The sequence below is a fragment of the Geomonas sp. Red276 genome (assembly GCF_054784495.1).
This window is the reverse complement of record NZ_BLXW01000013.1, coordinates 56,752-83,701: the sequence shown is the minus strand read 5'-3', so window position 1 is coordinate 83,701 and position 26,950 is coordinate 56,752. Positions and strand designations below refer to the sequence as shown.

The 26,950-nt window shown below is 63.3% G+C and carries 26 protein-coding genes; all 26 read right to left on the bottom strand.

Annotated features, from left to right (window positions below; all coding sequences use genetic code 11):
- Position 1: 1 nt before the first annotated feature.
- Complete coding sequence (gene accC / locus ACYVL5_RS11065) at positions 2-1,342, bottom strand: acetyl-CoA carboxylase biotin carboxylase subunit (protein ID WP_460595631.1); 1,341 nt, start codon at positions 1,340-1,342, stop codon at positions 2-4.
- 4 nt (positions 1,343-1,346) lie between these two features.
- Entirely contained in the window at positions 1,347-1,823 is a 477-nt protein-coding gene (gene accB, locus ACYVL5_RS11060) for an acetyl-CoA carboxylase biotin carboxyl carrier protein (protein ID WP_460595630.1), read from the bottom strand.
- A 152-nt stretch (positions 1,824-1,975) separates the two neighbouring features.
- A complete protein-coding gene (locus ACYVL5_RS11055; protein WP_460595629.1) occupies positions 1,976-3,049 on the bottom strand; it encodes an aminopeptidase P family protein in 1,074 nt (357 codons plus the stop codon).
- Positions 3,050-3,068: 19 nt separating this feature from the next.
- On the bottom strand, positions 3,069-3,509 hold the full coding sequence (gene aroQ, locus ACYVL5_RS11050; protein ID WP_460595682.1) for a type II 3-dehydroquinate dehydratase: 441 nt from the start codon (positions 3,507-3,509) through the stop codon (positions 3,069-3,071).
- 2 nt (positions 3,510-3,511) lie between these two features.
- Positions 3,512-3,874, bottom strand: coding sequence for a roadblock/LC7 domain-containing protein (locus ACYVL5_RS11045; protein ID WP_460595628.1), 363 nt, complete (start codon positions 3,872-3,874; stop codon positions 3,512-3,514).
- Positions 3,864-5,021 (bottom strand): tetratricopeptide repeat protein, encoded by a 1,158-nt coding sequence (locus ACYVL5_RS11040; protein WP_460595627.1) that lies wholly within the window; start codon positions 5,019-5,021, stop codon positions 3,864-3,866. The genes ACYVL5_RS11045 and ACYVL5_RS11040 overlap by 11 nt, the downstream gene beginning before the upstream one ends.
- A 1-nt stretch (position 5,022) precedes the next feature.
- Complete coding sequence (aroB, locus tag ACYVL5_RS11035) at positions 5,023-6,111, bottom strand: 3-dehydroquinate synthase family protein (protein ID WP_460595626.1); 1,089 nt, start codon at positions 6,109-6,111, stop codon at positions 5,023-5,025.
- A 111-nt stretch (positions 6,112-6,222) separates the two neighbouring features.
- Positions 6,223-7,404 (bottom strand): chorismate synthase, encoded by a 1,182-nt coding sequence (gene aroC, locus ACYVL5_RS11030; protein ID WP_460595625.1) that lies wholly within the window; start codon positions 7,402-7,404, stop codon positions 6,223-6,225.
- Positions 7,405-7,636: 232 nt separating this feature from the next.
- The gene (locus ACYVL5_RS11025; protein ID WP_460595624.1) at positions 7,637-7,945 is read right to left on the bottom strand and encodes a disulfide isomerase DsbC N-terminal domain-containing protein; all 309 of its coding nucleotides are present in this window, start codon (positions 7,943-7,945) and stop codon (positions 7,637-7,639) included.
- Positions 7,946-8,041: 96 nt separating this feature from the next.
- Positions 8,042-13,258, bottom strand: coding sequence for a beta strand repeat-containing protein (locus ACYVL5_RS11020; RefSeq protein ID WP_460595623.1), 5,217 nt, complete (start codon positions 13,256-13,258; stop codon positions 8,042-8,044).
- A 158-nt stretch (positions 13,259-13,416) separates the two neighbouring features.
- Entirely contained in the window at positions 13,417-14,040 is a 624-nt protein-coding gene (locus tag ACYVL5_RS11015; protein ID WP_460595622.1) for a hypothetical protein, read from the bottom strand.
- Between the two features lie 9 nt (positions 14,041-14,049).
- Positions 14,050-17,172, bottom strand: coding sequence for a type IV pilus secretin PilQ (gene pilQ, locus ACYVL5_RS11010; protein ID WP_460595621.1), 3,123 nt, complete (start codon positions 17,170-17,172; stop codon positions 14,050-14,052).
- A 10-nt stretch (positions 17,173-17,182) separates the two neighbouring features.
- Entirely contained in the window at positions 17,183-17,734 is a 552-nt protein-coding gene (locus ACYVL5_RS11005) for a pilus assembly protein PilP (RefSeq protein ID WP_460595620.1), read from the bottom strand.
- Complete coding sequence (locus ACYVL5_RS11000) at positions 17,718-18,314, bottom strand: type IV pilus inner membrane component PilO (RefSeq protein ID WP_460595619.1); 597 nt, start codon at positions 18,312-18,314, stop codon at positions 17,718-17,720. The genes ACYVL5_RS11005 and ACYVL5_RS11000 overlap by 17 nt, the downstream gene beginning before the upstream one ends.
- 17 nt (positions 18,315-18,331) lie before the next feature.
- Positions 18,332-18,943: a PilN domain-containing protein gene (locus ACYVL5_RS10995; protein ID WP_460595618.1), complete on the bottom strand. Its 612-nt coding sequence runs from the start codon at positions 18,941-18,943 to the stop codon at positions 18,332-18,334.
- A complete protein-coding gene (gene pilM / locus ACYVL5_RS10990; RefSeq protein WP_460595617.1) occupies positions 18,940-19,992 on the bottom strand; it encodes a type IV pilus biogenesis protein PilM in 1,053 nt (350 codons plus the stop codon). Before pilM ends, ACYVL5_RS10995 begins: the two co-directional genes overlap by 4 nt.
- Positions 19,993-20,011: 19 nt before the next feature.
- Entirely contained in the window at positions 20,012-20,209 is a 198-nt protein-coding gene (locus tag ACYVL5_RS10985; protein WP_460595616.1) for a helix-turn-helix transcriptional regulator, read from the bottom strand.
- Between the two features lie 178 nt (positions 20,210-20,387).
- Positions 20,388-21,011: a pilus assembly protein PilX gene (locus tag ACYVL5_RS10980; RefSeq protein WP_460595615.1), complete on the bottom strand. Its 624-nt coding sequence runs from the start codon at positions 21,009-21,011 to the stop codon at positions 20,388-20,390.
- Positions 21,012-21,020: 9 nt separating this feature from the next.
- On the bottom strand, positions 21,021-22,256 hold the full coding sequence (locus ACYVL5_RS10975; RefSeq protein ID WP_460595614.1) for a PulJ/GspJ family protein: 1,236 nt from the start codon (positions 22,254-22,256) through the stop codon (positions 21,021-21,023).
- 4 nt (positions 22,257-22,260) lie between these two features.
- On the bottom strand, positions 22,261-22,641 hold the full coding sequence (locus ACYVL5_RS10970) for a type IV pilus modification PilV family protein (protein ID WP_460595613.1): 381 nt from the start codon (positions 22,639-22,641) through the stop codon (positions 22,261-22,263).
- A complete protein-coding gene (locus ACYVL5_RS10965) occupies positions 22,616-23,095 on the bottom strand; it encodes a pilus assembly FimT family protein (protein ID WP_460595612.1) in 480 nt (159 codons plus the stop codon). Before ACYVL5_RS10965 ends, ACYVL5_RS10970 begins: the two co-directional genes overlap by 26 nt.
- Positions 23,096-23,429: 334 nt before the next feature.
- On the bottom strand, positions 23,430-23,855 hold the full coding sequence (locus ACYVL5_RS10960) for a hypothetical protein (RefSeq protein WP_460595611.1): 426 nt from the start codon (positions 23,853-23,855) through the stop codon (positions 23,430-23,432).
- Between the two features lie 41 nt (positions 23,856-23,896).
- On the bottom strand, positions 23,897-24,652 hold the full coding sequence (locus ACYVL5_RS10955; protein ID WP_460595610.1) for a hypothetical protein: 756 nt from the start codon (positions 24,650-24,652) through the stop codon (positions 23,897-23,899).
- Positions 24,653-24,692: 40 nt separating this feature from the next.
- On the bottom strand, positions 24,693-25,991 hold the full coding sequence (locus ACYVL5_RS10950; RefSeq protein ID WP_460595609.1) for a PilW family protein: 1,299 nt from the start codon (positions 25,989-25,991) through the stop codon (positions 24,693-24,695).
- Positions 25,992-26,032: 41 nt separating this feature from the next.
- A complete protein-coding gene (locus ACYVL5_RS10945) occupies positions 26,033-26,431 on the bottom strand; it encodes a type IV pilus modification PilV family protein (protein WP_460595608.1) in 399 nt (132 codons plus the stop codon).
- The gene (locus ACYVL5_RS10940) at positions 26,418-26,948 is read right to left on the bottom strand and encodes a prepilin-type N-terminal cleavage/methylation domain-containing protein (RefSeq protein WP_460595607.1); all 531 of its coding nucleotides are present in this window, start codon (positions 26,946-26,948) and stop codon (positions 26,418-26,420) included. The genes ACYVL5_RS10945 and ACYVL5_RS10940 overlap by 14 nt, the downstream gene beginning before the upstream one ends.
- Between the last annotated feature and the right edge of the window lie 2 nt (positions 26,949-26,950).

Here is a 26,950-nt window from a genome sequence, read left to right as displayed (position 1 = left end):
CTTACTCCATTACCAGCCTTTCGATGAAGCCGGTGTCGATGTTCCCTTCGATGAAGTCCTTGTTGGCCATGATCCTCTTGTGGAACGGGATGGTGGTCTTGATCCCTTCCACGATGTACTCGTCGAGGGCACGCGCCATGCGGCGGATGGCCTCTTCCCTGGTATCGGCGTGGACGATCAGCTTGGCGATCAGGGAGTCGTAGTGCGGCACCACGGTGTAGTTGGTGTACACGAAGGAATCGACCCTGACGCCGAGGCCGCCGGGGGTGTGGTAGTCGGTGATGCGGCCCGGAGACGGGGTGAATTTCACCGAGTCCTCGGCATTGATGCGGCACTCGATGGCATGCCCCTTGATGGTGATGTCCTTCTGCTTGAACCGCAGCGGCAGGCCGTAGGCGGAACGGATCTGCTCCTTCACGACGTCGACGCCGGTGACCATCTCGGTGACCGGGTGCTCCACCTGGACCCTGGTGTTCATCTCCATGAAGTAGAAGTTGTTGTTCTTGTCGACCAGGAACTCCATGGTCCCGACGCTGTTGTACTTCACGGCCTTGGCGGCGGCGACGGCGGCTTTACCCATGGCCTCGCGCAGCTCGGGAGTGGTGACGGTGGAGGGGGCCTCCTCGATCACCTTCTGGTGGCGGCGCTGGATCGAGCAGTCGCGCTCGCCCAGGTGAATGACGTTGCCGTGCTTGTCGGCCAGGATCTGGATCTCGACGTGGCGCGGGGACTCGCAGTAGCGTTCGATGTAGACTTCCGGATTGCCGAAGCCCGCCTGCGCCTCGGCCCTGGCAGTGGCAAAAGCGTTGGGGAGAGCGGCCGGGGAGTGGACGATCTTCATGCCGCGGCCGCCGCCACCGGCGGTAGCCTTGATGATGACCGGGAAGCCGATCTGCTTGGCGACCTTGATCGCCTCGTTGACGTCGTGGACGCCTTCCTTGGTGCCGGGGAGAATGGGCACCCCCACCTTGATGACGGCCTGGCGGGCGCTGATCTTGTCCCCCATGATCCGCATGCTCTCGGCGGTAGGTCCGATGAAGGTGATGCCGCACTTCTCGCAGATCTCGGCGAAGACCGGGTTCTCGGAGAGAAAGCCGTAGCCCGGGTGGATGGCTTCGGCATCGGTCAGCTCGGCGGCGGAGATGATGGCGTTGATGTTCAGGTAGCTCGCGTGGCTGGGAGCGGGGCCGATGCAGACGCTCTCGTCGGCGAGCTTTACGTGCAGGGACTCGGCGTCGGCGGTGGAGTAGACGGCTACCGTCTTGATCCCCATCTCCTTGCAGGCCCTGATGACCCTGAGGGCGATCTCGCCCCTGTTGGCAATGAGAATTTTATGGAACATAGGCTTAGGCCTTCTCGACGATGAACAGGTCGTCGCCGAACTCGACCGGCTGGGCGTTCTCCTTGCAGATCTGGACGATCTTGCAGCGGAACTCGGCCTCGATCTCGTTCATGAGCTTCATGGCCTCCACGATGCAGAGGACCTGGCCCTTTTCCACGATCTGGCCCACTTCGACGTAGGGAGCGGCGTCCGGAGCGGGAGCGCGGTAGAAGGTACCGACGATGGGAGAGGTGATGGCATCGCCGGCCGGTTTGGCGGCAGCCGGAGCGGCGGCGGCAGCGGCAGCGGCGGGAGCGGCAGCCGGAGCGGCCGGGGCCATGGCGGGCATCTGGTAGGCAACCTGCGGCATCTGGAACTGCGGTGCGGCGACGGTGCAACCCCTCTTGATCACCACCTTGTCTTCGGCGTTCTCCAGCTCGAACTCGGTGATGTCGGTCTCGGTAACCATCTTGATAAGGGTCTTAAGGTCTTTTATATCCACGTCTCTTTCTCCTTTGCATTGCAGCGTGATGGCAGCCTTTGCGACTACTGCTCTGAACCTACGTGTACGTAAAAGTAACCGCCCACCTCCGTGCCCACGTGCAGGGCCGGAATGAACGGCTGATTGCTTCGTATGGAATCCCGAAACGGCGGCTACGGTTTCAGGACGATCAACGCCTTGGGAACCTTGGTCAGCCTGCGGGAACCGCCCGGCTCCATGACCACGGTATCTTCTATCCGCACCCCGCCCCACCCGGGGATGTAGATGCCCGGTTCGACGGTGAAGACCATCCCCTCCCTGATGGTGTGGGTGCTCCGGGGAGAGACGGTCGGATGTTCGTGAATGTCGATGCCGACCCCGTGGCCCAGGCCGTGGCCGAAGTACTGGCCGTATCCCTTGGAACCGATGTACTCGCGGGCGATGGCGTCGAGCTCGTTGAAGGCCATCCCGGGGCGGGCCGCCTCGATGGCCAGCCGCTGCGCCTCGCGGACCGTTTCGTAGACATCTCGCTGCTTCTCGTCGGGCTCGCCGAGCGCCACGGTGACGGTCTCGTCCGAGCAGTATCCCTGGTAGACGATCCCGTAGTCGAAGGTGATCAGCTCGCCCGCCTGGATCTTCTTGCCGGAGGCCTTCCCGTGGGGAAGCGCCCCCCGCTCTCCGGAGGCGATGATGAAGTCGAAGGAGTTGCCGTCCGCTCCCCTCCCCCTCATGGCCTTCTCGAGCTCCCAGGCCACCTCGCTCTCGACCATCCCCGGCTTCAGGCCGGTAACGATCTCCAGAAGCGATTCGGAGGCGATGGCCGCCGCCTTCTCCAGGATCTCCAGCTCTTGCGCGTCCTTCACGGTGCGAAGAGAGATCATCTCGGCGTCGGCTTCGATGAACGCCACGCCGGGGAGCTTCTGGCGGATTTCCTGGTAGGTCTGGACGGTAAGGTGGCCGGCCTCGAAGGCGACCTTGGCGGCACCGGCGTCCTTGATCACCTGGGCCAGCGATTCGAGCCGGACCGAGAACTCCACCACCTGGGCGCCCTTGACCTCGGCGCCGGCCTGGGAGGTGTAGCGGGAGTCGGTCAAAAACCAGGCTTCAGACGGGGAGACCAAAAGCAGCGCCTCGCTCCCGGTGAAGCCGGTTAGATATCTGATATTGCTGAGGTTGGTGACCAGGAGCAGGTCGCCTCCGACCTGCTGGAGGCACCCCCTGGCCGCGGAGATTCTATCGTGTAACATAATAACCTCCGTCTGACAACTATTTTTCCAGCCGCTTAATGAGCGCTCTCAACCCTAAAAGATAGCTGTCCGGGCCGAAACCGCTGATCTGTCCTACCGCTACGGGAGCGATGTAGCTGTGCTGCCGGAAGGCCTCGCGGGAGTGAATATTAGAGAGGTGGACCTCCACGGCGGGAAGACCGGTGGCGGCGATGGCGTCCCTCAGGGCGACGCTCGTGTGGGTGTAGGCGGCCGGGTTGATGAGGATCCCCTGGCAATCGTCCATGGCTCCCTGGATGGCATCCACCAGGGCCCCTTCGCTGTTGGACTGCAGCGTCCTGATCTCCACTCCGAATTCGGCGGCCAGTACGGCGAGGGAGCGGTTGATCTCCTCCAGCGTGGTGCTCCCGTAGATCCCCGGCTCGCGGACACCGAGGAGGTTCAGGTTGGGACCGTGCAGCACCAGCACCCGCTTCTTCATGGTCATTGCAGCTCCTCCCCGAGACGGGCCGCCTCGCGTTTCATGAGGTAGCGGGCCTTGCCGAAGTTGCCGTCCGGGGCGAGCACGAGGGCGAGGAAGAAGTCGTTGTTGATCCCGCGGACCACCACCGAGCAGTTGTCGGAGAGGATGGCGACCTCCTGGAGCTCGCCGGTCTTCAGCACGCCGACGGTCTCCTTGATCTCCTTGATCACCGAGGCGTATTCCACCGCCAGGATCTGCACGTCCACCCCGGCCGAAGGCTTGATGTACTCGTCGATGGAGATCCCGTCGTATCCCATGACGATGGCACCGAGCCCACCGCCGCAATCGTCAATAATCCCCTTCAGTATGGCCTTAAACCCCATCTCTTCTCCTCCTGATGTTTTCAAGCCAGAGGTTCAATGCCGCCTCCAGATCGGCGGGGGTCGCCACCCCCTCCCCGGTGACCGCTTCCGCCGGGGCAACGGTTTCCCGCCCAGCCGCCTGGGAGGCGGGTTCGCGGGGGGGCTGAGGTGGCGGGGCCACCTCCTGGGCCGGCTGCGGCACGGCGGCCCTTTCCAGCTGGGTCACCCGCTCCCGGTAGCCGATGTTGCCGGGATCGGTGGTCAACAGCTCGCGGTAGACGCCGATCGCCTTCTCCACGAAGCCCTGGGAGACGTACAGCTCCGCAAGGGTCGCCGTGGTGAGGGGATCCTTGCGCGCCGGTTCGGCAGCCGTCGGCTGCACCGGCGGCGCCACGGAGGCGGCCGGCTTCCCGCCCTCCTCGAAGGAACCGAAGGAGGCGCCTTCGTGAAGCTCCTCGACCTCGCCCTCCTCGACCGCTTCGGTCTCGGGTTCGACGGCCCAGAAATCGTCACCGTCATCGAAGGCCCTGAAGTCTTCCTCGTCGGAAACCGCGGCGCGGGGAGCAGCCTGGGGAGCGGCAGGCTGCAAGGCGACAGGCTCCTCCTCGAGCTCCTCGATCTCGGTCAGATCCTCGATGAGGTCGATGTCCTCAATTATTTCCTCGTCGCCGAGTTCAGGCTCGACCGGCGCGGCGGCGGGGCCTTTTGCGGCAGCCCCGGCAGCGGCGGCCGCGGCGGCTCCCCCTTTCAGCTGGGGGGCGATGGAATGAAGCAGCATGGAGGTTTCAGTGTCATCGGGATGCTCGTTGAGCGCCTGGACGAGGACCCGCTCGGCCTGTTCCAGGAGCCCCTCCTCGACGTAGATCTGCCCCAGCAGCTTCAGTGCTTCGACATGATCGGGTTTGAGTTCGACGACCTTCTCGAGCGCCTCCATGGCGGCAGCCGTCTCACCTTTGGCCGCGTAGGCGGCACCTAAAGCGAAGAACCCGCCGGGGTAATCGGCATGCAGACCACACCCTCGGGAGGCGACCATGATGGCGTCGTCCAAAAGCCCCAGTTTGCGGTACAGCTCGGACAGCGGTACGAAACAGTAGGAGCGGGGGTCCGCTGCCAGCATGTTTTCGAAACGCTGGATGTCCGTCCAGAACGAGATGGCATCTTCGATCATGTCACTCTCCTATGCGGCAGATCTCCAGAAGTGCATTAAGGTCTTTCACCCTCTCCATCCGGTGATCGCCGATCCCCTGGTTGCAGATGAAGAGGAGGCCGTTTTCACGGACCTTCTTGTCGTGCGAGAGCGCCTCCACGTATGCGGCGGGCGGGAAATCCGGGAGCGAGGTCGGCAGGCCGAGCCGCTTGATGAGGGCGACGACCCGTTCCCGATCCTCGCGGCTGCAGAAGCCGAACTTTTCCGAGATGAGGGCCGCCTGGACCATGCCGATGGCGACCGCTTCTCCGTGCAAGTAGCGGGTGTAGCCGGTGAGGGTCTCCACGGCGTGCCCGAGGGTGTGTCCGTAGTTGAGGACCGCCCTGAGCCCCCCTTCCCTTTCGTCGGTCTCCACCACCCTCCCCTTGATCGCGCAGGAGCGGCCGACCGCGTGGATGAGCGCGTCACGGTCGCGAGCAAGCAGCAGATCGGCCTTTTCTTCAAGGAAGGTGAAGAAGTTTGGGTCGAGCACCACACCGTACTTGATGATCTCCCCCAACCCGCAGAGGAACTCGCGATCGGGAAGGGTCTCGAGGGTGGTGACATCGATGAGGACGGCGCGGGGCTGGTAGAAGGCCCCGATCATGTTCTTCCCCTTGGGGTGGTTGATGCCGGTCTTCCCCCCCACGCTGGAATCGACCTGGGAGAGGAGCGTGGTGGGGACCTGGACGAAGGGGATCCCGCGCAGGTAGCTCGCCGCCGCGAAGCCCGCCATGTCCCCGATCACCCCGCCGCCGAGCGCAACGATGAAGGAGCCGCGGTCGAGCCCCGCTGCCATGAGCCCGTCGTAGATGAGGTCGAGGGTGCGGCTGTTCTTGTAGGATTCGCCATCGGGAAGCGAGATGATCACGGGGCGGAAGCCCGCCTCCCGCAGGGAGTCGGCGACCCTTTCCCCGTAAAGGGGGGCGACCGTGGTATTGGAGACCACGGCGGCGATGCCGGAAAGCCCGGCCTCGCGGCAAAGAGCCCCCAGGCTGCCGAGATTACCGGCCCCGATCCTGATATCGTAACTTCTCTCACCCAGAGAGACGTGGATGTTGTCAACCGTCATTAACGACCTCGGTGTGGAGCGAACTCCCCCTGGTGCATCATAATCCCCTCGCCCCTTCAGGGGAGAGGGTGCCCCGCAGGGGCGGGTGAGGGAGGTTTTCCCCTTCTCGACTCAGAACGACTTCAGATACTCCAGGTACCCCCGGTAGTTTCTCTGCGTCTCGGCAACCGAGTCGCCGCCGAACTTGTCCATGAAGGCGTTGGCGATCTCGATGGCGACCACTGCTTCGGCGACCACCGAGGCGGCGGGGACCGCACAGACGTCGGAGCGCTCCACGGTGGCCTCGAAGGCCTCCTTACTGACAATATCGACCGAGCGAAGCGGGGTGTAAAGGGTCGGGATCGGCTTCATGGCGCCGCAGACCACGATCTCCTCGCCGTTGGTGATCCCCCCCTCGAGACCGCCGGCGCGGTTGGTGGTCCGGTAGAAGCCGGTTGCGGCCCCTTCCCCAATCCGGGAGGGGTCGAAGAAGATCTCGTCGTGCACCTGGGAGCCCGGCACCCGGGCGGCCTGGAAACCGGCCCCGATTTCCACCCCCTTGAAGGCCTGGATGCTCATGACGGCACCGGCCAGGCGGGCGTCGAGCCTCCGGTCCCACTGGACGTGGCTTCCCAGCCCGGCAGGGACCCCGTTCACGCGCACCTCGACCACGCCGCCCAGCGAATCGCCGGCAGCCTTGGCGCGGTCGATGGCGTTGATCATCTCCAGCTCGGCCTCGGTGTCGTAGGTGTAGACGGGAGAGCGGTTGATGCGGTCTTGCAGTTCCTTAAGGCTCGCCTCCGGCCGGGTGGCCCTCACGCCCCCCAGTTCGATGACGCAGCCATTGACGGTGATGCCGAAATGGGAGAGGTAGATCTTGGCGACCGCCCCGACCGCGACGCGGACCGCGGTCTCGCGGGCGCTCGAGCGCTCGAGGATATTACGGACGTCGTGATGGCCGTACTTGAGGGCGCCGGGGAGGTCGGCATGGCCGGGCCTTGCGCGGGTGACGCTTGCGCACTCGCCGTCATGCTCGGCGAAGGGGGACATCTTCTTTTCCCAGTTCACCCAGTCGGCGTTTACCACCACCAGGGTCACCGGGGACCCGAGGGTCTCCCCCCAGCGGACGCCGGAACGGATGTATGCCTTGTCGGTCTCGATCAACATCCTGCCGCCGCGCCCGTAGCCACCCTGCCTGCGCTTGAGGTCGCGGTTGATGGTCTCCTCGTCAATCTCGAGGCCGGCGGGCAGCCCTTCAACAATAGCAGTCAACTGCGGGCCGTGTGACTCGCCCGCGGTCAGGTACCTGAACATGCACTCTCCTTGCGTCACTACAATCTCAAAATAAGCTCCCTGGAGACAATGTCCCACGGGAAGGTGTGGATAATAGCAGAAAGGGGCCGCGAATCAAAGCAATTAGCCCGCCCTCCCCTCTCTGTCATCCACCGCGGCTCTCCATGGAGCCGATAAACGAAAGCCAGGATGACCCTGGCTTTCGTCTAATCGACAAAAATAAGAAACACTCCCGGCGAACCGGGGAGCGCTCTTAATGCTTCTGCAGATACTGTTTCTGAACCTCGGCGGTGAGGTTCACCTTCTTGTCGAGGGCCAGTACGCTCCCGGAAACGATGTACTGTGCCTTGCTATCGACATAGAGCACGATCGGCTGGTTGTTGACACGGATCACCACCTGGTACAGAGAAGGGATCTCCTTCAACTGGCTCACCTGGAGGACGTCGAACTTCGACGGGATGATCTTCTTGATGGCGCCCGCCACCTGCTCATTGGTGGGCGCCTGGGAGCAGGCAACCAGGGAAAGGGATAGGACGGCAGCGGCCAAAAATTTCCTGAACATGATATCTCCACGCCCGCCTGGTCCGGCGGACTTTCGTTGCGATTAGAATCGGCCGTTACCGCCACCCGGCGAGAGGGAGGCGGTAACGGATCAAGGTTAGCGTACCGCTTTGCTCATGCGTGCCCCGCCCCAGGCACGGACCCTGCGGAGCAGGGCAGCAAGGGCCAGCAGCGGCAGAGCGATCAGGGTCACCGGGTACTTGACCGCGAAGATGAGCGGAGTGAGGGCCCAGCGGGTCAGGAGCCTCAGCACAACGTGCTCGCGGATGAAGTCGGCGACCGGCGGGCTGTAGGTGTAGTAGAAGCGGACGAAGGCGGTACCCGGACCGCTCTTTAAGAGCACGTTGTCGCGGAAGTGCCTGAGCACGACGACCTGCGGGTCGAGGTAGCTGCCGTAAGCGGCGGTGGCGATGAAGCAGCCGCTCTTGCCGCCCGGGGAGGAAACCGGGTTGGTGGTGCCGGTGCCACCCGTGTTCCCGCCGTTGCCGCCACCGCCGGCGGTGGTTCCCACCACGATCGGATCCTGGATGCTCCCCAGGGTGGTGTCGGAATCCTGCAGCACGTTGTTGTCGGTGAGGGCGAAGGTGACCACGTTGCCGTTGGTGGCGACCGGGGTGACCTGCGTCCAGACGTCGTTGGTGAGCTTGTAGTAGACCGGGTTGGTCGGCAGCGCCACGAAGGTGACGTCGACGTTGACCGTGCCGGATGGTGTCATGTTGTTGACCACCACGGAGATCGCCTCGGCCGGGGTGAAGTCGGCCGGCCGGCTGGAAGTGCTCAACACCGGGGAGGAAACCGGGACCACGAAGGAGGAAACCGTGGTGGTGCCGGGGATGGTGTTACCAGGGTTGGTCGGGTTGAGGCCTGCCACCGCGATGGAGCCGGTGCCGGAGAGCGACAATTGGTAGGTCGCACCGGAGACGGCGGTGATGGTGAAGGTCGCCGAGTACGACTTGGAGCTGGTCGGCGAGAAGGCAATCGGGATGGTCACCGACGAGTTGGCGGCAACCGGCGTATCGGCCGGCAGCATGGCGGTGAACGACGAATCGCTCGTGGTGAAGGAGTGCAGGGTGATAGGCGATGCGCCGCCGTTTTTCAGCACGAAGTTCTTGCTGAGCGAGTTCCCGAGCAGCACATTGCCGAAGCTGTAGAAGGTGATCGGGGTGTTCGGATCGGTGGCAGCGGCGAACGACACGGTGCCGGAAGTGCCTCCGCCCGAGGTGCTGATGACGGAGATGGTGAAAGTCTTGGTGGCGACGGCCTTGTTGGCATCGACCAGTTGGACCATAAAGCTGAAATCACCGGCCGCGGTAGGCGTACCGGAAATGACGCCGGTGGCGCTCGCCAGGGTAAGGCCGTCCGGGAGGGTACCCGCCACGATCGACCAGGTGTACGGGGCGGTAGCGCCGCTTGCGGTCAGGGTCTGCGAATAAGCGGTCCCGACGGTCCCGGCGTTAAGGGTACCGGAGATGGTGGGGGTTCCCGGGGCGGGGGTGGCCAGCGAATAGGTTGAAGAAGTAGCGGTCCTGAGGTCGGCGTCGGTCACGGTGATGACGAAGGACGAGGTGCCGCTGGCGGTGGGAGTACCGCTGATAACCCCGGTGGAGGGGTTGAGGGTAAGCCCGGCCGGAAGAGCTCCCTGGGTGACCGACCAGGTGTAGGGCATGCGGCCACCGGTAGCGACCAGCGCCTTGTTGTACAGGGCGTTCAGGGTGAGCGACCCGAGGTCGGCCTGGGTGGTAGAGATGCTCAGCGGGTCGGCAACGTTGATGGTCCTCGCCGCCGAGACGGTGGCGCCGGAAGCATCGGTGAGCGTGACGGTGAAATCGTATTTACCGGCAGTCGTGGGCAGACCGGTAATGGCCCCGGTCACCGGATCGATGGAGAGGCCGGGAGGCGCGGACAAGGAGGTCCAGGTCCAGGTCAGCGGAGCGGTGCCGCCGGTGGAGACCTCGGCCTGGTTGTACAGAGTACCGACGGTGGCGGCGCCAAAGGTAGCCGCCTGAATTGCCGGAGCCGCGTTGATCACCATCGTGAACGATTTAGTCGCGATGGCGGTCGGATTGTTGGTATCGGCGACCTGTACGGTGAAGGTGGAGGTGCCGGCGGTATCGGGGGTCCCGGATAGTACACCCGCCGCGCTCAGTGAGACATTGTGCGGCAGCGACCCGCTGGCAATCGACCAGGTGTAGTTGGTACCGCCAGTACCACCGGTGGCGGCCAGGGTTTGCGAAGGGAGGGCAACGTTCCGGGTCCAGGCCGGGTTGGCAAGGGCGGTGGTGGTGATGGTCACCGGGTTGAGAACGTTGGTGGAGAAGGTCTTCACCACCGTGGAGCCGCTCGTATCGCCGACCTGGATAGTATAGGTGAACGTTCCGGGGGTGGTCGGAGTGCCGGAGGCGACACCGGTGAAGGGGTTGAGGGCGACTCCAATCGGGAGGCTGCCGCCGACGACCGACCAGCTGTAGGGCGCGGTCCCGCCGGTTCCGCCAAAGGTGAAGGTATAGGGGGCACCGACCACGGCGGTCGTCGGCGCGTCGGTCCCGGAGGTCGGGGTGGTGATGTCGAGGACCGAGTTGATCTTGATGGTCAGCGACTTGGAGTCGGTTGCGCCGGTGGAATCTGTCAGCGAGAAGGTCAGCGGGTAGCTCCCCGGTGCGGTCGGGGTGCCGCTGATGATGCCGTTGCCGGTATCGAAGGTAAGGCCGCCGGGAAGGGCGCCCGAGGTGATGGCCCAGGTGTTCGGGACGGTGCCGCCGGAGGAATGGATGGTCTGGTTGTAGGCCGCCCCTACCCCGCCATCGGGGAGACTCGTGGTCAGGATCGCCGGTTTCGGGTTGATCGTGATGCTGAGCGGCTGGGTGGAAGTATTCCCCAGCGAGTCAGTCGCCTGGACGGTAAAGGAGAAAGTACCGCTTGTGGTCGCCACTCCCGAAAGCACACCGCTTGCGGAGAGCGAGATCCCGGCGGGGAGGCTTCCGTTGGCTACTGTGAAGGTGTAGGGACCGGTGCCTCCGGTGGCAACGATGCTCTGGATGGGGGCGTTGGAGTACTCAACGGTTTGCGTCCAGGGTTTCAAGGTAGTGGTGGAGATGCTAAGCACACCGGCCTTCAGGGTGTAGGTCCTGGAAACCGAACTCTTAGGGGAGTTGTTGTCTGTGACGGTAACGGTAACCGTTTTGCTACCGGAGAAATTGGGGGTGCCGCTGATAACGCCGGTGGACGAATCGATGCTGAGACCATTCCCCGACAGCCCGGTGGCGCTCCAGCTGTAGGGGAAGACGCCGCCCGCGGCAGCCATGGTCGCCGTGTACGGGACCCCGGTGTTGGCGTCGGGCAGAGACGAGTTGGTGATGGTCAACGGGTTGATCCCCGACGCGGTGCCGGTGAAGTACAGGGTGAGGGTACCGCCGTCGGAGACGATGGTGGTTTTGTAGTTGTTGGAAGAGTTCCCAGCGAAGCTCCCGGCGGCCAGCGGGTTGAACCGGATGGTCATGGCATAGCTGGTGCCCGGGCTGATGGTAACCGGGGCCGGCGTCACGAAGGAGAACGGAGAATCCGGGGTCGACATGCTGCTGATGGTAAGCTGGCTGTTACCTTCGTTGGCGATGTAGATCTGCTTATCGACCGGAGTACCCGTCGGGGTGGTACCAAAGTCGATCGACCCGCTGAGGATAGGAATCTGGGTACTGTCCTCTACGACCAGCTGCGGCGCAGTGGAGAACTCGAGGAGCTGCCCGAAGATGTTCGAGTAGGAAAGCTTCCGGCCATCCTTCCAGACCACGAAGAACTTCCGGAAGTTGACGTCACCGAACGCTACCGCAGGAGCCAGCTGGTTGGCGGTGGCTACCGTTACCGGCTGGTTGCCGCCGGAGAGGTTCCCCTGCGGATCGATGAACTGCGAGTAGATGTCGATGTTGCTCAGGTTGGCACTCTGGTTCCTGGCGTCCTCCCAGGCCACGAAGAAGCGCTGGTTGACGTTGTCGAAGGCGGCTACCGGCGAGGTCTGGTCTCCGGTGGCGTTGGAAATCAGGATCTGGTTGCCGTAGGCGGCGAAGCTCGTCAGGTCGATCAGCTGGCCGAGGATGTTCTTACCGGTGGTCAGCCCGCCGTTGTTGTCCTCCCAGGCAAGGAGAAGCCGGTTGGTGTTGGGATCCACAGCCATACTTACCGCATCGGCGGTGGTACCGTAGCTGTAATCGGTGATCAGGCCGGTCTGGAACCGCCGGATCTTGACCTTCGACAGCCCGGCGTCCAGGTCCACGATGGCAAAGGCAGGGGCGCCGTAAGTTGCAGTGACAATCGGGGGGGTGCTGGTGTCGGAGGTGGTGGTGTACGGCAGGGTCACCGTGACCTTGCTGGTGCTGCCGATCCACGAGGTGAAAACTTCGCCGGTGATGGGGCTGAAGGCAAGCCTCGGATGCGATTCATGGAACTGCACATTGTAACTTTCGGTGATCGCGGAACCGCTGTCGGCCAGGTCGTTGTTGGTGACCGCCTTGGAAACATCGGTGATATTGGTGACGGTGCCGGCAACAGGATCGATGGTGGCGGTCTTCACCATGTTGTAATCGACGAAGGGGGTCGGAATGATGGTTACGGTTATAGAGTTGACCGCTCCCAGAGCCTGGTACGTCCTGCTCATGGCGGTGTCGTCCGTACTCGTGTCGATCCAGGCCACCACAAACTTGCCGGTGACCGGGTTGTAGATGAGGTCGGGGTCACTCTGACTCTTATTAGAAGCACTCAGCGTAGTGATTGCGAAATTGGAACCGATGAGGGAGCCGTCCGTCCCGATGAACTGCCCGTAGATCCGGCCGCCATAGGTCGCGGTAGCGTCGCGGGAATCGGTCCAGATCACGAGGTAGCGGCTGTTAGTCGGGGTGACCGTATCCTGGTAAAAGGCGACCTTGGGTTGCGCCTTGTTGCCGGCCGCGCTGGTGATGGCGAAGTCGGCGACCGTCTTGGCGATGGTGGTGACGTTCCCCGGCTGTCCCTGCCCAGGGTTGTCGTTACCGGTGCAGATGGCGCCGTAGATCTGGCTGCCGCTGCGGTTGTCCACCCAGACCGTGAGATATTTCTTCCCGCCGCTGGTGGCGTCGTAGGCGACCGCCGGGGCGGACTCGTCGAAGGTGCTGTTGGAGACCTGGAAGTCGCTGGACAGGACCTCCCCCTTCGCCCTGGCCGGGGTGGTGGCGTTGGCGCCGCCGGGCTTGCTGCCGGAGCAGCTCAGGGAGACCATGCAGGCCAGCAGCAGCATCATCCACCACATCTTCTTGAAAAGCGGCAACCGTATTTTCCCTTTGAGACTCATCTCTCGATTCCTCTTTGTTTCAAAAACTCTAAGATAGTGACACATCGTGGGTCACCGCGGTGACCGCTATGGCCGGCGGCGGGTGCTGCTGCCCCCTCGTCAACTCGGACGTTACATGGCCCCCTCACCCGAGGAAGTGCCACCATGTCGATTGCGGCTTACTTGTCGGTAAAGTCGGTCAACCGGACCAGGACAAATCCAGGCGCGGTGATGGTCGCCACCTTGTTGGTATTAACTTCGACCGCCTCGAACGAGACCGTCGCACGGTATTTGTACATGAGACCGGTGCAGAGGAGGTCATTGGAGAGGAAAATCTTCAACTCCTGCGACACGAGCCTCACCGGAATGGAGACCGTGCTCCCAGCCGCCACCAGGAAACCGCTGGTCATGTACTGGGTCTGGTAAACGGCCGGCAACGCCGGAGTGGTGCTGTCGTCGGGGGTCAGGGTCAGGATGATCTTCTGGATCAGCAGGTCCGAGGCCGCCGTCGGGTTGGCCTGGCCGGTATTGCCGCTTGACCAGGCGGTACTGGTTACGTTGTAGTTCACGTCGTCGGGAAGGAAATGCGGGACGCTGTTGGTAAGGCAAGGCTGCGCCTTGCTGCCGCTGGTGGCGTCAACCCAGCTGGCTACGTCCGAGTCCAGTGGCACCCCGGGAGAGGTCGCCGTGGCGTAGACGGTGGCGAACTGGCCGACTCCGGCCGCTTTGGAATCCCCACACGAGGTCAAGGCGATGGCGGCCAAGGTACCGATAAAAAGCGTGGCCAGAAACTTTTTCAACATACTAACTCCTTAAATGACCACCTTGGGCGTGATGAAGATGAGCAGTTCGGTCTTGGTCTTGGTTTTCGAGTTTGATTTGAAAAGCCACCCCAAAAGCGGGATGTCGGACAGGAAGGGAACCCCGGTATCCGACTCGGTGTCGCTGTCCACGTAGATGCCGCCGATGACGGTGGTTTCGCCGTTGCTGACCACCAGCTCGGTGGTCGCTTCCTTCTTGTTGATCGGTGGTGGGGAACCGGCTCCCGGGGAGTTGTTACTCGCCTTGATCTTCATGCTGACCGAGCCGTCGGCGGTGATGTGAGGGGTCACCTCGAGGGTCAGCGCCGCCTCCACGAACTCGGTCTTGGTCCCTTCCGCGGAGGTGGTCTGGTACGGGATCGACTGCCCCTGGGATATCTTGGCCGCCTTGTTGTTGAGGGTCACCACCTTCGGCGTGGAGATGATCTTCACCTCGCCGATGGTGGCGGCCGCCGAAAGCCTCATGTCGAGCTGGATGTTGGAGTTGAGCTTGCCGAAGGACATCCCCATCCCGATCCCGCCCGCCCCCGTGGAGGTGGGGCCGGAAGCGGAAACGACGCCACCGAAGGAGGAATCGAGGGTGTTGATCCCGGCGATGGAGGCGGAGCCGTCCTTGTAGTTGAGCCCCCACTGCACCCCGAGGTCGCGGGTGAAGGTGGAGGTGGCTTCCACGATGCGGGCCTCGATCATGACCTGCTTCTCGGGGGCGTCCAGGGTCTTCAAAAGCTGCTTCATCCGCTCGAGGGCCGGCTGGATGTCGGTGACGATGACCCGGTTGGTACGGGCATCCTGGATGATGGTCCCCCGCTCGCTTTTAAGCGCGTTGAACTGGGTCGCGACCTCCCCCACCGCGGCGTAGTTGATCTCGAAGACCACGGTCCTAAGCTCCATGTTCCGCTCGGCGGCCTTCTTGGCGGCCAACTCCTCCTCGGCCTGGGTCTGCATCTTGGAGCGCGGCTTGATCTGTACGATGTTCCCCTCGCGCTGCATCCCGAGCCCCTTGGCATCGAGGATGACGTCGAGCGCCTGGTCCCAGGGGACGTTGACGAGCTTGAGGCTGATGGTGCCGGAGACGTCGTCGGAGATCAGGAAGTTCAGGTTACTCACCTCGGCGATCAGCTGGAAGATCTTCCTGATGTCGGCGTCGGAGAACTCGAGGGTGACCCTCCTCCCCTTGTAGACCTTCTTGAGCGGGCGCACGCTTTCCGGACGCGGGAGCTCGGTCACCGATTCGTCGCGGGGTGCGCCGGCCAGTTCCTCGGCGACCTCGCTCTCGGCGGCTTTGGGAACGGCGTGGCGGCTCGGCTCCACCACGGGAGCGGTGGGGAGCTTGGCGGCCACCGCGGGAGCGGGATTGACCACGTCGAGGACCAGCACGTCACCCTTCCTGGCCATCGAGAAGCGGGGGTTGCCACGGAGACGGACCAGGAGCTTGGCGACCGGAAGACCTTTGAGCCTCACCTGGTAGGGGGTAATCGAGAGGACCGGGGAGCCGAACTTGGTGGTGTCCATGGCACGCTGGAGCGGCTTGGGAACCAGGCAGTTGTGGATGGACAGCGAGATCCCCTGGGGACCGTGGAGCGGCTGGCCCGGCTGGCAGCTCCCGTGGAGCTTCATGGTGATGCGGGAGAAGCCGTCGACGATCTTGAAGTCGACCGACTCCAGCGTGGGTTTGGCGAGGCGGGCCGGTGGGACTTCCGTCCTGAGGCTTTCGCCGGCCGGTACCGGAGGTTCGGCCGCCTTGGGGGCCGGTGCCTTGGGTGCCTTGGGAGCCTCCGGCACCTCGGCCTTCGCGACCGGAGCGGGCGCCTCGACAGCCGGGGCCGGGGCCGGGGCCGGGGCCGGGGCCGGGGCAGCTTCGGCAGCGGGAGCAAAAGAGCGGGGTGCCGGCGCCGCGGCGATCCTGGCCTTCTCCGCCCCCTCCGGCATCAGCCTGATCTTCAGGCCGAGGTCGGTCTTGACCACCTCGTAACGGGGAAGGGTCGCGCCGGAGGCATCGAGCACCACCCGGGCCTTGTCGGGGGTGGTGCCCACGCGGGCGCTGGCCACCCCGAGGGAGTTGATGGGATACACCTTCTTGTCGAGCACGCTCCCGACCCCGAAGATGTCGAGCACGATCCTGTCGGGCTTGCTGAGCTTGAAGGTGTTGAAGGTCTGAACGGTCCCACCCTCGATGGAGAGCTCCACCCCGTCGGCGGACGGGAGCACCGCGTTGATCTTGGGACCGGCCTGCTTGGATGCCTTGGGGGCGGGCTTCGCCGGAGCTTCCTTGGCCTCGGCCTTGACCGCACCGCCGCCGGCCCCGTCGGCCGCGGCGGCCACCGGGGCAACTTCGGCAACCTTGACTTCCGAGGGCTTCATCTCGGCCACGTTCATGTCGATGCCCTTGAGCTCGGGCCCCTTCGTCTCGCTCCCCTTTAGGTCGGTTGCCTTCACCTCGGTGGGCTTGACCTCCACCGGCGAGGCCGCGGCCACGACCGGCGCGGGGGCCGGCGCTTCCACGGCGGCAGGCTGGGGAGCTTCCGCCTTGGCCTCGGCGGCAGCAGGCTTATCCTCGACCTTGGGGGCGCCCGGCTTCTCCTCGGCCTTGGCAGCGGCGGCCGGGGCTTCCTTGGCCTCGGCGGCGGGTGCCTCCAGCGGCTCGGCCTGGGCCGACTTCCCTTCGTCGATCGGCTGCAGATTGACCACCAGGCGCTTGCGGTCGTTGGGATCGGTGGAGGCCACGAACTCGCGGTCCTTCACGAGGGCGATCTCCACCCGGGTCAGCATCCCTCCCCCGACCGGCTGCTTGACCACGTCGATCCGGCGCACGTTTCCGCGGTTGACCTCCATCGGGGAGCTCACCGCACCCGGCTCGGTCTGGGAGATGTCGATCACCACCCTAAACGGCTCACCCGCCTTGTAGGACGTATAGGTAAGCGGCCGGTCGCTGACGATCTCGATCCGGTTGGCGTCTGGCGAGACGGTGACCGATTGCAAAGCGGCAAAGGCGGAGACCTCCGCGGGTGCCGTCTCGTTCGCGGCGGACATCCGTTTGACGCAGCCGGTGGGAACGGTCATCAGGGCGGCGAACGCCATCAAATGACAGAGGATGCGGCTTGTGCGTATTCTCATCGATTGCTCCTTACCTTTTCTTGGCCAGGGTCAGCACGGTCTTCTTCTGCCGCATCTGCCGCCCTTCCTTGTATCGCTCCACCACCTCGACGGCCGACGAGGTGATCCTCGTGATCCGACCATTCCTGTTCCCGATCTCCATACCCGGCGAGACCACGTATCCCTTGCCGTTGGGGTCCACCACCAGCGCCCGGTTCTCCCTGAGTCCGGCCACGATGCCGACCACCTTGAACTTGGCGACCTCGAAGCTCTGGATCGGAAGGAGGTCGGGGTTCGCCGCCACGGGGGCCTGGGGAGAGGCGGGGGAGGCGACCACCGGCGCCTGGGGTGCAGGAGGGGCATAGGGGCGGAACGGGTCGCGCCGGGAGTTGAAGTCCAGCTGGGGGGTCTGCTTCACCGTGGCGCTGGAGATCGGCTTTTGCACCGGGGCGACCGGCTGAGCTTTGGGCCTGGGGAGGGCGGGCGCCTTCGGGGGAGGCGGCCCCTCTTCCTTTTTCTTGCACCCGGCGGCCAGGGCCACTGACAGGAGCAGGCAGAGCGCGAGGCTATTTTTTCTTATCATTCTTGATCTCGTTTTTCTCGAGGAACCGGAAGGTAGTGGCGAGACAGGTCACCTTGAGGGTTATCCGCCCGTTGGCGTTTTTGATGTCACTCACGTTGACGTTGTTGATATTGACGATACGGGGGAGGTTCCCCACCGCGACAAAGAAATCGGCCACGTTGTTGTAGGTTCCCGAGACCGCGATGTCGACCGGGACCTCCGCGTAAAACTCCTTGGGAACCTCCGACCGGGGGCGGAAGAGGAGGAAGTCGAGCCCCGCGTTCTTGCCGGCCGAGGAGATGCTGGTCAAAAGGGAGGGAATCTCCTTCTGGTTGGGAAGCTCGGTTAGCGCCGTGTCGAGATCCTTCTTCAACTGCTCGTACTCCGCCTTATAGCGGGGAAGGTTGTTGGCGATGGAGCGGTTCTCATGGATCTGCCGCTCCATGTCGTCGACCTTCGTCTGCAGTTCCTTGAGGGCGACCATCTGGGGCCGGTACAGGAAATTGAACAGGGCCGCCCCTTCCAGGAGCAGGATCAGCGCCAGGACGGCAATCTTCTGCCTGGTTGGGAGCTTGAGTATCTTTTCTACGCGAGGATCCATGGTTGTCCCTTTGGGCGTTACGGCTTACCGGCAGGCGGTGCGGGCGTGGGCGCGGGTTTACCCGGCGTGCCGGGAGGTACCTGGTCGGGTTTGTCCTTGATCTGGAAGGTGAGGTCGAAGCGCTTGGCCTTGAGCCCGCCCTGGTCGGCCTGCTCAGAGACCTGGAGCTCCACGTTGGTGAAGGAGCCCGAGGCCTGGAGGTTTCTCATGAACTGGGCGATCAGGTCCTCGCTCATGGCGTAGCCCCCCAGGGCCACCGCCGAACCGCTCTCGGTGTACTTGGTCACCCAGAGCTGGTCGGGGACCGCGGCGGAAAGCGCGGCCCAGCGGGAGGAGGGGCCGGTCTTGCCGCGCCGCAGTTGGGCCAGCACGTCGAGCTTCTTCTTGACGTCGGCCTGCAGCTTCTTGATGTTGTCGATGGCGCCGATCTTGGCCTTGAGGGACTTGAGCTCGGCGTCGGCGGAGTCGATCCGGTTCTTGGCCACGTTGACCTTGCCGAGCATGATGAAGTACATGGTGATCCCGACCAGCAGCACGCCGACCATGGAGATGACCAGCACCGAGATCTGCTGCCTGATGGTCTCTTTCTTCTTGGAGGCCCTGACGGGAAGGAGGTTTATCCGTATCATTTGTCGCCTAACCTCCTGGTCGCGAGCCCCACGGCGACCGCCAGCGAGGGAGCGACCTCGTCAAGGTACTCCTTGTCGAACTCCTTCTCGCTCACCGCCACGTTCAAAAGCGGGTTGAGGACCTCCGTCGGGATCTGGAGCCGCTGCTGGACCGCTTCGACCAGCTGCGGCGTCCTCGCCCCCCCGCCGCTCAACAGGGCCCGGGAGATCTTCCCTTCTCCGGCCGTCGTGTTGTAGAAATCGAGCGAGCGGCGCATCTCCAGCGCGATGGTGTCGTTGACCCGCTGCAGGATCTCCTGGAGCCTCGCATCGTCGTTGGCGGCCGCGGTCAGCTTCTTCATCTCCGCGCTCTTGCTGTCGAGACCGAACTGTTTCTGGATCTCCTCGGTGTAGAGGTTCCCCCCCATCTGGACGTCGCGGGTGAAAAGGGAGATCCCGTCTCTCACCACGTTGAGGTTCATGATGTTGGCGCCGATATTGATGAGGGCCACCACGTCGTTGGGATCGATGTTGTAGTTGACCTCGAAGGCGGTCTGGACGGCGAAGGCGTCCACGTCCACCACGATCAGCTTGAGCCCCGACTCGGCGAAGACCGCCAGGTAGTCGTTGATGATGTCCTTCTTGCTGGCAACCAAAAGGACGTTCATCTTGGAGGGGTCCTGCTCGTCGGGGGAGAGGATCTGGAAGTCGACGTTGACGTCGTTTATGTCGAACGGGATGTACTGTTCGGCCTCCCAGTGAATCTGGTCCTCGAGCTCCTCGACCGGCATCACCGGCAGCGAGATCTTCCTGATGATGACCGCATTGCCGGAAATGGAGCAGGTCGCCTCCTTGGCCTTGATGTCCAGGTTGGCCAAAAGGGTGCGGATGGTCTCCACGATGGAGGAGCTGTCCATGAGGGTGTTGTCGACGATCGCCTCGGGAGGAAGCGGGAGGATCCCCACGCTCATGAGCTGGTAGCTCCCCTTCGACTCGCGCAGTTGCACGAGCTTCACCGAGTTAGACCCGATATCGACACCGACTATGTCCTTCTTCTTGGCGAAAAGCATGGCTTGGTCCTATGGACGGTTAGTCCTGAAATACCTTCTCTTTTTCGGCCAGGGAAAAGCCCAGGGCAAGGAGGATCTTGCGCTTGGTCTCCATCCGGCAGTCCTCGCCCCGCTCGATCCGGTCGATGGTGATCGGCGACACCCCGGCGATACGCGCCAACTCGGCCTTGCTCATCAGCCGCTCTTCACGCAACTTCTTGACACTGTTCATGATCATAGATGGGACCCGCTAGAGAGTTTGCACGATTTTCGTGCCATTTAAGCCTAATTACAAAGAATGTCAAGAAATTACTTCAAATTATGCATAATTATGTGCCTTATTGAGCCCGGTTAAAGAGAAATAATCGGAAATAGTGCATCAGAGTAATATCGAACACAACATGTAGTGGTGAAAGTCAGTAGGCGTAAAGCAGGGAAAGTTTCGCCTTCTCCCGGACCGGGCCGCCCGAACGGGTGCCCGAAACGGCGATCGAGTAGAGGATGGGGACGTGGCGCGGGTGGACGATGTCGTCCTTGGAGCTCGCCGCTCCTCCGGTGTCGAGGAAGTCGATGCCGCTTTGGTCGGTGTTGCCGACCACGGTGTCGACGATCTTGGAGGAGACCCGGAACCCGGTGGTGTCGAGCCCCCCTTTGAGGCGGAAGACTGCGTCGGGGTACTCTTCCGGGTCGGCGGAGACCTGGGCGGGGGTGCATAAGTTCCACCGGTCGCTTGCGTGGTCTATCTTCTGCCTGAGGCAGTCGAACTGGGGGACCTTCAGGTCGACCAGGGCGAACTCAGTCTCCAGATCCCCGGCCGAGGCGGAGTTGAAAAGCCGCGGGATGAGCTCCTCGGTCATCAGGCTTACCCCTCCCCTCGCCGCCGCCAGCGCGGTCCGGTACCGCTTCTGCCCGGCCGAAAGCCTCGTCCCGGTGATGACCACGTAGAGAAGCGAGAGGGAGATCACCAGCGCGAGGGTGGTCAGCATGAGCGCCGTCACCAGGGCGGCCCCCCGCTGGGATGTCGGGCGGGAGAGGGACATGGTGCCTCCTTAGAAGTTCTTGGGCTGGACCACGATGGAGTAGACCTTCCAGTGGTAGTGGCGCCAGTCGGCAGTGAGGGCGGTGAAGGCCGTTTGCCCCCAGCGGCTTCCCATCACCTTCCCCACGCCGCGGTCGAGCGCCGGGTCCCCTACCACCACGGGAAGATCCCCCAGCGGGTAGAGGTACCCCGACTCCTTTTTCCCCTGCTGGGCGAGGAGATAGAGGCGGATCTCCTTCACCCTGTCCCGGACCTCCTCCGCCGAGGTCGCATCCTGCAGCCCCTGGCCGAGGTCGCTTACGTGGTAGCCGGTATCGAGCAGGTAGATAACCTGGAGGTCGGCCACGCAGTCGAGCAGCGGGTAATAGACCGGGCGGTCGCTGTTCTGGCTGATGACGGCCTTGTAGAGGGTGCCGGTACCGCTTGCGCAGACCGGGGAGCCCCCCTCGCTCAAAGACGAGCGTTTGATGAAGTAATCGGCCCGGTTGTACGGATAGCTCAGGGGAACGAGCTTTCCCGAGTCGTCCCGTCTGGCGATGCCGTAGACGAGAAAGCGCTCCTCCGGGGTGGCGGGGGTGAAATCCTGCGGGATCGGGTTGTTGAAGTGGAGGGTGAAGGCCGACGGGGAGGCGCTCGAAGAGGTAGCTCCCCCGGTAGAGACGCTGGTGGCGACCAGCGTCCGGGTGGGGCCCCGGGTGGTCACCTCGCTTCTCAAGACCACCGCCCGGTCGCCGTTTCCAGGTACCAGCTCGATGGGGGACTTGCTCGGCTTCACCACCGCCCCGCCCGCTCCCCAGGTCAGGTAACTCCACCCCTGCGAGGCGGTCGACATGCCGAGGGCACTACCCTTCAGGACCAGGTAGTCCGATCCGTTCGTCCCGACGTTATCGCCGCTTGCCACCGCCCGCGGCGGCCTCGGTACCTTGGTCACCGGATCGGCGTCCTCGTAAATGTCGACCTTGGTGCCCGGGCAGCCGTCCACCATGACCTTCCCGAGGCAGGTCTCGCGGTAGGCGATCCCGTCGGGAAGCGACCAGGGAAGCCCCATCCCTGCGGTTTCCAGGTCGGTGCGGAGCACTTCCAGGCCGATCAACCCGCCGATGTCGGTCTCCGCACTCTTGGTGGCCTGCGCCGAGCTGGTGACGATCCGGTTGAAGGAGACCGAGATGACGGTCATGACCACCGAAAAGATCAGCATGGCCACCACCAGCTCCACCAGCGTGTATCCGCGCCCGTCGGCTTTCATGCCGTCACCGTTTCTGGAAGGAGTAGATCTGGTGGGAACTGCTCACGTTATGGAACCCCCAGGTCACCGTCACCGTCAGGCGGTAGTCGTCACTCGTGCCGTTCATCGGGGTCTGGTCCCTCAGCACGGTGAAGGGGTGGCCGACGCCGTTCACGCTCTTTCTGGCCACCGTCATGGAAGAAAATCCGCTGCTGGCCTTGATGGTGTTCATCTGCTCCTCCGCCACCATCATGGCCTCTTCCCGCAGCCGGTTACGGGTGTTGTGCTGGAAGGCCACCACGATGGACTGCAACAGCCCCAAAAGCCCGACCGTCAGGATCAGGATGGCCATCATCAGCTCCACCAGGGTGAAGCCCCGGTCAGCGCGAGGTGACGTTTTCGCCATGGCAGTCACTTCCCGAAGCGAGTTTGCCGATCCTCACCCTGATGTTTCCCACCACCACGCTGTCCACCGCCGCCCCCTCCCCTCCCGTCGTGCAGATGGTCCGTTCGTTCTCGGTGGTGCCGGTCTCGTCGAAATCGACCACGTTGCCGCTCTTGCTCTGCACCACCGGATAGCTAAGCACCCTGGCCGCGACCGGCTCGGCGCCGCCGTCGCGGTCGGTGGTGGTCGAGTAGGTCTCCAGTCGCGTCGGGTAAACCTTGACCCGGACCGGCCGGCGCTGGTAGATGGCGGCGGCCTTGCCCCGCATGATGTCCGCCTGGATCCCCCTCGCCTGCGATTCGACCTGGTAGTTTCGAAAGTAGTCCCTGAACCGGAGGGTCCCCACCGCGAGGAGAATCGCCATGATGCCGATCACCGCCGTCATCTCGACCAGCGAATAGCCGCGATGGTCCATACCGACACCCCGACTGCGCACCACACCTGCTGGCCGACCGCGGCAGGTGCCGTACCGTGTTAAAGGCGCCCCCCCTCCCCTCCCCTTCCCGAAAGAAAGTGGGCGGCTCGGGTCGCCGGCTGATTTGACGAAACAGGAAATGAATAGGAGAGATCGAAAGGTTAACAATGACTAATAATACCACGAAGCCGCGAGGACGAAAGGAGGGGGCGCCTCCCCATTTCAGGGGAAAGGAGCCGGGGTGAGGGAAACTTTGCCGGGGATTGGTGGCAGATTCAGCGAGAGGCCAGCTGGGTGAGGCGAGATCCCAGAGGGCGGTGAGGGGCGCCCTACGTTACTGCGAGCTGCTGTAGGCACCCCACCCCAACCTTCTTTTCTGCGGATAAGGCGCCGGCAGGGGGGCCGCCATTCCTCCCCCGCCGGAGCCAATCCCTGCGCTGCCCGACCCGTTCGAGGCACCGAACGACTGCACGCTTTGGCGGTAGATGTACCGCGGCGCAGGCCTCGGGGTGGGAGCCGGTACCGGTAGAGGGGTGGGAACCGGCACGGGCGCCGGGGGAGGAGGAGCCGCCTGCTGCATGTTGGCCGGGCCGACTGCCCCGGGAGGACCGAGAGTGTAGCTCCCGGCCTCGATGACCATGTCATGGTAGGGCGGATTGTCGTTACGGTGCCGCCAGAAATAGGCACCGACGGCTGCGTGAAAGATCAGCGACCAGACGAGGAATTCACGCAGATTTTTGTCGAACGGAAGAAGGGCCAAAAAGGGTGATGCTCCTTGAGAAAGGACGAAGTGGCGCCACCTCAGTACGCGTAGAGGAAGGAGAGGTTGGCGGTCTCGCTGGGGTTGTTCGACCGTTCCGCCTGGACTTCGATCCTGAAGACATACGGGATATGCTGGGGTGCGATGTTGCTCTGGGTCTCCGCCACCCCGGAGCCCATGAGGCTCGTCCCGCTCATGTCTGAGTTCCCGGGGACGGTGTCCACGATCTTGGAGAAGACGGTGAAGGCGGGAGCACCGGTGGCCCCCGGTACCGTGAACTTGAAGTCGGGAAGATCCTTCGGCTTGAGCGAGGTCGCGCTCACCGAACCTCCCGGGCTGGGACAGACGGTGCTCCAGGCCGGCCCGTAACCGCTCCCCATCCCCCCGGTGACCAGCTGCCCGCTGGGCGAACTGGTCAGCTTGGCACTCAGACACTGAGCAGCGACCGTCGCCGAACCGTAGCCGGGGCCGAAGGTGAGGTCGTTCAGACCGCTGAAATTGGAGGCGATGGTCTGGAAGGTCTGGGCGATGGTGGCGGTGCTCCCGCTGGCGATTGCCTGGTTGATGACGTCGCCGCTCATGAGCATCTGAGGGATCAGGTCCTTCATGATCATGTCACTCCCGCCGTAGGAGGCCTGGAGGGCGGACTTGTAACTCTTGACCATGCCACTTTGTTTGGTGGCGACCGTCATGATGTAGAGGGCGCACAGGATCACCACCAGCGCCAGGAAGGTGAGCATGAGCGACGTGACGAGGGCGATGCCCTGCTCCTCTTGTAGTTTCTTCACAGCCTTCATGGTGTTCCCTCTTGCAAGACCACGGACGTATCGAAAGGGTTTACTGGTTGGAGACCAGGTTCTTCGGACGGACGACAAGCTTGTAAACCTTCCAGCGGTAATGAATCATCTCGGGGGGGAGCGTATAGGTCGCCAGCGCCGAACCAAGCGGCGTAGCCCCCTCCTCGCTTGAGTAAAGGTTGATGGGGGTCGAGGGACTGGTGTAGCCCTGGTCCTTGTTGCCGTCCTGGGCGAGGATGTAGACCTTTATCACCTTGAGCTTGGTCCGGATCTGCGCCGGGTCGCCGACCGCGGCCTGCATCTGGAGGGAGGTGGGGGCCGTCGAGCCGGAGCTGCTGATGTTGCTCCCCGCCAGGTTCGTCCAGGTGTCTACCATGCCGGAACCGGTCTTGGTAGGATCGGTCACCACCGTTCCCGAGGAATCGAGCATGTTCCAGCCGAGCACCACCCGCATGGCCGCCACGCAGTCGAGGACCGGCTGGTATTCCAGATTCCCCCCCTGCGGATCGTGCCGCACCAGGCCACGGTAGAGGATACCGGTATTGGGGGCGCAGTAGGCGGGAAGCTTGCCGGCGGTGGTCGGAGTCGCCACCACGTAGTCGACCCGGTTGAAAGGCATGCGGGGGATGGTGCCGCCGCCGGCCAGACCGTAGATATAGACGACGTCCTGGGGGGTCATCGGGCTGAAGGAAGCCGAAAGACCGCTGGGGGAATAGGTGGTCCAGAACTTTCCGGTGGAATCCTTCAGGAGGTCGTAGCCCCCCGTGGTCGAGCTGATCGAACGGTCCAGTGCGATGACAGCGTCGCCGGCGTTGAGGTTGCTTCCGACCGTGGGCCACATCTTGGGGGCTTTGGGCGGAGCCGAGGTGTAGTTGAGATACGACCAGTTCTGCGCTGCCGGTTGGGTACCGAGGGAGGTCCCCTTGAGGGCGAGGTAGTCGCTGTTGCCAAGGGTCTGGTAACTGACATTGTCGCTGCCCAGATCGGTGGCGATCCCGGCGTTGGCGGTCCCCACCAGCGCGCGGGGGATCTTGCTTGCCGTTGCGCTGTCGTTGAGGGCGGCGGCGAGGGCGTGGGCGCCGTCAACCTCCGTATAGATCGGGGTTCCGCTGATGTTGTAGGAAGTGGGTAGGCCGAACCCGGCCGCCGAGAGATCGTGCCGCATCATCTCCAGCCCGACGATCCCCGAAATGTTGCTCTCCTCGCTCTTCATCAACTTGGAAGAGAACTTCAGCAAGGTGGCGAAGGAGTTCCCCACGATCATGATGACCACCGAGAAGATGGCCATGGTCATCACCATCTCGATCAGCGAAAAGCCCTTTTCCGAGCTAAGCCTCATCCGCAAAAACCTCGTTTTCAACAGCTGGCTCCGGTTTCCCATCATTTGCTCACCATGGTGGCCAGGTTCTGGCTGTATTGTGCCCCTTTGTACCACCAACTGACCTGGATTTGGAGATCGGTGGAACTGGGGGATACGTAGACATGGGTGCGTACAAAGGAATAGGTGGCCTGCGCCATCCCGTTGTTGATAGAGCGGGACTGGCTACCGCTCCGGCTCCAGGGCTGGGTCTGGCTGACAGAGATGTTCGTGAATGGCTGGTTCACCTCGTGGGCCATCAGCTCATCGCCGAAGGTCATCCCCTCGGCCCGGAGGTTATCCTTCATGCCGTTGCCGATGGCCACGTACACCGACTGGAACAGGCCGAGGAGCCCCACGGAAAGGATGAGGACCGCGACCAGCAGCTCGATCATGGTGAACCCTTTTTCACTTGAGGACACAGGTCCCTCCCTGGATTACCCCGATATTAGTCTTGGCGGCCTGGACGGCGACCACGTTGACCGAGGGACCGTTCACGTCCGGCGACACCGCGAGATAGAAAGGCGAAGGCGATGCCAGGCAGCTCATGCAGCCCCGCTGGTCGATGCTGAGCACGTAGTCGCTCAGCGCGTTGTACGATCCCGAACCGCCGGAGAGGTACTGCTGCATGGGGAACTTCACGGTCTTGCTCTCCTGGACGACCCCCACCAGGTCGGCGTCGGAGCTGTAGCACCTGAAGGCATAGCCGGTGGGGTTGACGGTGACCGTGTATCTCTTCTTGGTGGTCACCGCCTTGATGCGGATGTTATCCACGTCCGCCTGCATCTGTTTCACCTGCGACTCGATCTGGTACTTCTTGTTCATGCTGTTGAAGTTCATGGTGACGATCGCCAAAAGGATGCCGGCGATGGTGATGACAATCACCAGTTCCAAGAGCGTGAAGCCGTCGCTGCGATGGAGAACTCTGGGCGATCTCATAA